Origin of the sequence: Caldisericum sp. (genome assembly GCA_022759145.1) — a bacterium.
Lineage (GTDB): Bacteria > Caldisericota > Caldisericia > Caldisericales > Caldisericaceae > Caldisericum.
Genome location: JAEMPV010000011.1, coordinates 1 through 6,200 on the forward strand (window position 1 = coordinate 1; position 6,200 = coordinate 6,200).

Annotated in this window: 7 protein-coding genes; 5 read left to right on the top strand and 2 right to left on the bottom strand. The window is 35.0% G+C overall.

Annotation, left to right across the window (positions count from 1 at the left end):
- Positions 1-25: 25 nt before the first annotated feature.
- Complete coding sequence (locus tag JHC30_00475) at positions 26-682, bottom strand: DUF4388 domain-containing protein (protein ID MCI4462635.1); 657 nt, start codon at positions 680-682, stop codon at positions 26-28.
- A 159-nt stretch (positions 683-841) separates the two neighbouring features.
- On the opposite strand from JHC30_00475, the gene JHC30_00480 reads away from it, so the two are divergent.
- Positions 842-1,888, top strand: a complete 1,047-nt coding sequence (locus JHC30_00480; GenBank protein MCI4462636.1) for a glycosyltransferase — start codon at positions 842-844, stop codon at positions 1,886-1,888.
- Between the two features lie 38 nt (positions 1,889-1,926).
- Here JHC30_00480 and JHC30_00485 read toward each other — a convergent pair whose 3' ends face one another.
- Positions 1,927-2,415 (bottom strand): adenosine-specific kinase, encoded by a 489-nt coding sequence (locus JHC30_00485; GenBank protein ID MCI4462637.1) that lies wholly within the window; start codon positions 2,413-2,415, stop codon positions 1,927-1,929.
- A gap of 67 nt (positions 2,416-2,482) precedes the next feature.
- Between JHC30_00485 and JHC30_00490 the strand changes: the two genes are divergently transcribed.
- The 4 genes from JHC30_00490 to JHC30_00505 all read left to right on the top strand — a co-directional run.
- On the top strand, positions 2,483-3,883 hold the full coding sequence (locus JHC30_00490; protein MCI4462638.1) for a YfcC family protein: 1,401 nt from the start codon (positions 2,483-2,485) through the stop codon (positions 3,881-3,883).
- A 19-nt stretch (positions 3,884-3,902) separates the two neighbouring features.
- Positions 3,903-5,015 carry a DUF2817 domain-containing protein gene (locus JHC30_00495; protein MCI4462639.1) on the top strand — a complete coding sequence of 371 codons (1,113 nt, stop codon included), beginning with the start codon at positions 3,903-3,905 and terminating at the stop codon, positions 5,013-5,015.
- Positions 5,016-5,121: 106 nt separating this feature from the next.
- A complete protein-coding gene (locus JHC30_00500; protein MCI4462640.1) occupies positions 5,122-5,817 on the top strand; it encodes a hypothetical protein in 696 nt (231 codons plus the stop codon).
- Positions 5,818-5,835: 18 nt separating this feature from the next.
- The coding region (locus tag JHC30_00505; protein ID MCI4462641.1) for a radical SAM protein at positions 5,836-6,200 on the top strand (365 nt) is incomplete at its 3' end.

Sequence of the window (6,200 nt, forward strand, 5' to 3'; positions counted from 1 at the left end):
CTCCCCCTAATCTCAGTCATAACTTTTATCGAGGAATTCTCTTTATTTCAGATAATACTACTCTTGCAATATCTCTGTGTGTTCGGGTTATTTCTTTCTCAAATAATCTTAAATCGCCTTTCACTTCTTCAAAGGTTTGAATTAAATCTGGATAATTATCAATGATATATTCGTAAACTTCTGGATTTTGTATATCATAAACATATAAGACAGATTTTTTAACAAGACCATCTACCATTTTAAGGGTCTCTATCAAAGATTTTTTTGACTTTTTAGCGAGATTTTCAACTCTTGAAGGCTTAAAATCAAGTGTTGCAAGAAACTTTAATTCTTCCTGGCTCAAAGATATGTTTTCACTTCCCTCTGCAAAATTAACAAACTTCCCTATAAGATATGAAAGTTTCGCAAACTCGTCTTCTATCTCCTTAATCTTACTAATTAATTCTTCAGTCCTGTTTTCAAGGTCAGACTTAAAATATACCTTTTGCTGGTTTGAAAAATCGAAGCTAATAACCTTTGTTGCAATTTCTTTGAGCGCTTCAAGATCAGTCAAATCATTAAAATTTGCATAAACTATCCGTCCTTCATTAAAAAGAATTTGATTTTCCTCTATGTCTCCAATGTACAAAATGCCCGAATATTTATTAGAGTTAATAAGAGTAAGCAAATCAGAAAATTTCATATCCTTCCACAAAACGCCTTTTAGCATATTTTATTATAGCAAAAGATATGGCTACTACAAAATCATAGAAAAACCTCTTGCAAAAATTTCCAAAAAATATAAAATATTAATGAAATGGAAAATATAAAAATTTATTTTGGTATTTTGGGATACTTATTTGTGGGAGTAGTTTTATTTCTCATCCTATTGGGGAAATCTTCTAAAAAGGTTCCCCTTAAGAAGAGGTATTCTTTTGATAAATTCGTTGCAATAATCCCAGCACATAACGAAGAAGCAGTTATAGCAAATTCAATACTATCAACAAAGAAAGCAGGGTTTAACAAGATTGTTGTGATCCTTGACAACTGCACAGACAACACTCCAGTCATAGCACAAGGGCTTGGTGCAGAGACAATATTTGTAAACTTTAGGTCAAAGGGGCGGTCACTATCGTATGCAATACCACAATTGGTAGAAAAATACGGAGAAAATTCCTTTTACATGATTTTTGATGCAGATAATGTTGTTGAGGAAAATTACATCGAACATATAAAGCCTTATGTTGAATCTTATCCTGTAATCCAAACGAACCTTTACAACCTGAATGTTGATGGCGTTATCCCGCGTATGTATATCTTTATGGATGCAATATATTTGAGAATCCAAAAAGCACTCACACTTTTAGGGCTATCGTCAATTATCTCAGGCTACGGATGGGGTGCATATGGATGGGTGTTCAAGAAGCATAAGTTTGATTGCAATTCAGTCCTTGAAGACTTTGAATATACTGTAAAACTGCCTCTAAAGGTGACTTTTGTAGAGGAAGCAACAGTATATGATGAGAAGCCTACAGAGTTTATGCCATCATTCAGGCAGAGATTGCGTTGGTATCGAGGCTATTTCTATACTGTATTTAAAGAAAACGGCATTGCAAAGAATTTATACACGATACCACTTATCGTAGGAGCGGCAACTGGAATCTTAAGTTTCCTTCTTTCACTTCCAGATCCTCTCTACATATCAATTCCTGTTGTTGTCTTTGTATTACATACTCTTATCTTCCTTTTGCCACTCAATGAGAGGGAATTAAAGGATGTGAAGTGGTATGACATATTCATTATGTTCTTTTTCAATATGACAAACCTTGCTGCAATAATTACCGCAATGTTCACCTATAACAAAACAGATTGGGTAAGAACTCCTCACGCATACAGGGTACATATTTAGGCTCCTTATCGGAGCCTTTTTGCTTCTCACTTTATAAATTAAAACTTATAGCCAAATTTCCTTAAAAGATCTTTCCTCTCTTTTATATGCTCTTCGTCTTCAAATCCCTTTGGTTTAACGCCATCAACAACCCCCAATACAGCCCTTCCAAGTTCGGTTTCTGCAACGATAACCTGCATTGGATTTGCTGAGGCAGCGTAAATATTACAAACTTCCTGGACATTTTTAATTGCGTTCAGGACATTTATCGGGAATGCGCCTCTTATGAAAATTATGAAAAAGTGCCCTGCCCCGACATTAAAAGCGTTCTTTTTGGCAAGTTCAACAAGTTCGGGGTCGTTTCCTGCAAAACGCACAAGTGCAACACCCGATGCCTCGTTAAAGGCAAGCCCAAATTTTATACCTGGGACACTTCCTACAAGTGCCTCGCTTAGGTCCTCAACAGTTTTTATAAAATGCGATTGCCCGAGAATGCAATTCATGTCTTCTGGTTTTTCAATAGGAACAACTTTAATTTCAACACTCATTTTGCATACCTCCTTTCACTTTTTTACATTATAATTTAAATACCAATTTTGCAAAAGGAGGCAATTAATGGAAGAAAAGACAATCAAAATAAGTAAGAAGGCTTTTTTGAATTCTCTTGTAATTCTGTTTGTTCTTATGTGCCTTGCGCTTCTTTTAACCTACATTGTCCCATCTGGCATATATAAGAAAGTTACCACAAATGGCATTGAGACAATAGATCCAAACTCATTTACCTATATTCCGAAAGTAAAACTTCCTGTATACAAACTCTTTACCGCACCAATCGAAGTACTATTCACAAAAGATGCAGCACTCGTTATCACAATTATACTTTTCATACTTTTTGTTTCGGGCAGTTTTTCAATACTGACGAAAGCAAACATAGTGAAGGCAATTATTTTAAGTATCGTAAGAAAATTTGAGAAAAATAAGTATATGCTTATTGCAATTGTAATTTTTATCTTTATGTCTCTTGGCGCAATACTTGGATTGTTTGAAGAAATGATACCACTTGTTCCTCTTATAGTTTCACTTGCGCTTTCGATGGGTTTTGATGTACTTACAGGACTCGGTATGAGTTTGCTTGCAGTAGGTTTTGGATTTAGCGCAGCAATTTCGAACCCCTTTAGTATAGGCGTTGCACAGAAAATTGCAGGTCTTCCACTATTTTCAGGGGCGTATTTGAGAATTGTATTTTTCATTATTACTTATCTTATAGTGACTCTCTTTGTAATTTCGCATGCAAGAGCAGTTGAAGATAAAAGTGCTACTTCAAAACTGGGTAATGAGGAAAACATCTCAGAAAAACAAACAAGGGCAATTCGGTTTTTTGTCTTTTCCCTCATCCTTATGCTTTTTGTTGTTATTATAGCGCCATTTAACCCAACCCTTTCTTCACTAACACTGCCACTCATTACGCTTATATTCTTAATTGCAGGTTTTGGATCGGGCATCCTTGCAGGCTTTAGTCTAAGAGAAACTTTTAGCACATTTTTTGAAGGTGTCCTTAATGTTGCCCCATCAATCATTCTCATTCTTATGGCGGTAAGTGTAAAACATATTATTGAGCAGGGATATGTGATAGACACAATCCTCCACTTTGCACAGGCTTTTATCCTTAAGACAAATAAATATGTTGCAGGAATCCTGATGTATGTTACAACTATGGTATTAAACTTCTTCATTGGTTCTGCATCGGCAAAGGCGTTTCTTGTAATGCCAATCCTTGCCCCACTTTCAGATCTTGTAGGGCTCACAAGGCAGGTTGCAGTTACAGCTTATTGCTTTGGCGACGGATTCTCGAACCTCCTTTATCCAACAAATGCAGTCCTTATTATCGGATTAAGCCTTGCAGATATGCCTTATCCAAAATGGATCAAGTGGACTATAAAAATCCAGGCAATAATATTTTTAATCTCTATTCTTTTCCTTATGTTTGCAATAAAGATAAGATTTGGACCGTTTTAAGCAAGCAAAGGAGAAACCTATGGATAAAAAAATTTTAAATTACGAAGATGCACAGAAGAGATTTAGAAATCACTTTGATGAGTTTAAGAAACAATTTTCTGATGTAAGTTTCGAGTCCTTTGCTGTAGATGAGCAAGAAAACTTGTATATTGATGTTTTAAAAATTTCCGAAGGAAAAGATAAAACTCTAATTTTTACAATAGGAGAGCATGGTGTTGAGGGAATTTTTGGTTCTTTTATTATGGAGGTATTCATTGATGAAATTCTCCCATTGATTAATTTAAAAGACACAACCGTGATACTTGTTCACCCGATCAATCCGTATGGTATGAAGAATATAGATAGGACAAATGAAAATAATGTTGACCTCAATAGAAACTTTCTTACATCATGGGATAAGGTGTTCAAAAATGAAGCATATTTAAGTTTGAGAGATTTCTTCGAAAGGAAAGGCGTAATCCAAAATATTTTTATAGAAAGAATTAAATACCTCAAGGATGTTGTAAAAATACTTCTTAAAGGGGAAGCAAAACTTGTAAAAAATGCCCTTCTTATAGGACAATACGAGAGTCCCAAAGGACTTTATTACGGAGGTAATGGCTACGAAAAAGAAACGGCATTTATGATGAAGCTTTTTGAAGATGCATTCAAGAACTCAAAGCATGTAGTTCATATTGACATCCACACAGGTTATGGACCAAAAGACACAATGTCTGTTGTAAATTCGTACCTATTTGAAATTGATTCAAAAACATTTGAGAAAAATATTGGTTATGCACCGGTTGTAAAAAGCGAAAATAGTGAATTTTATGCAATGAGCGGAGATATGATCGATTTTCTCTATACATTAAGGAATGAAAGATTTAAGGATGTTAAATTATACTCGGCAACTTTTGAGTTTGGCATTTTGGGAAGTTCAACAACAAATGAGATTGAAAGCCTCTTTAGGGCAATATTAAGAAACAAGTTACGATTCTATGGAAGCAAAAATAAGGAAATTGAAGAGCAGGTTAAAAAACTATACTTAGGAGCGTTCTGTCCATCAAAAGAGGAATCTATACAAAAAATGTATACACAGTTCAAGAAGGCAATAACAGGCATTTTAACATATGAAGGATTTATAAAGCAATAAAATAACTCAATCTGATTAAAATGCTTGACAAATAAAATTTTAGGTATATAATATAGCAAGAAAAACCAAAAAATTAAAAGAAAAACAAATTTAAAAGAGGATTAATATGATAAGTGCAAAAATTACAAGAAGACAGTTGCAGTTTCTTGAGGCAATAGTAAAAGCCTATAAAGAGACAGGACTTCCTGTTTCATATAAGGATATTGCTTCAAAACTTGGTGTTAGCAGGTGGACTTCATACGACATTCTTCAAGAACTATACAAGAAAGGTTTTCTTTCTGCAAAATACCGACCTGTTGGTGGACCAGGAAGGTCTGAAATCCTTTACGAGCCAACACAAGAAGCAATAGAAAGAGTTGAAAGTGCAAACCTTTTTGCTCCTATAAATGCTATGGGCAAATGGTTTTTTGAAACCCAGAAAAAGATCGAGAAATTAAGCGTTGAGTCTGCAATAAATTTTGTATACGAGCGTATAAAAGATGAAAATAACTCACTTATGGTTCTTTTATATACCCTTGCTTTAACGATAATTCTAACAAAAGTTTTTAATGTTGAACTTAATGAAATGATCAATATGAAGGCAATTATAAATTCAAATACATACGCTCCTGCTGTGCTTATGTTCCTTGTAGAATCAATCTACGGAATCCTTGAGAAAAATAGAGATTCTGAAAAGATAAAACTAAGTGGCAGCGAATTTGAGAAGTTAGAAGAGATAGTCAAGAAATTTAGAGATAGTACTGCACAAGTTTCACCTTCCTTTCAAGACAAGATTTTAAAACTTGTAGGCGCTTTAATATAAAGGAGGTGAAAAGATAATATGACTGCAGGGCAAGCAATTAAGAAAGTTGCCCTTACTAAGACCGTTGAATGGGCAATTGGGTACCTCGAAAAGGACCCAGAAAGAAACCTAAAAAAGGTTGTTGATGTCCTCTACAATGCCTCAAACACATTTAATTTGCCACAGGTGTTTAAAGACCAGCTAAAGGGCGTTAAGACCCTTGTCGATAACAACAGACCTGGCGCACAACTCGTTATTAATCTTCTTAAGGACACTAAGCCCGAAGTTGCAAAGAAACTTGCTGTAAATTTTGTTGTGAATGCTGCCTGGTGGGGCGTCCCCATTCAGAGAAGCACAACCCAAAAGGAAGGTTTTAATGTCCCCTGGTTTATGCTTGTTGACCC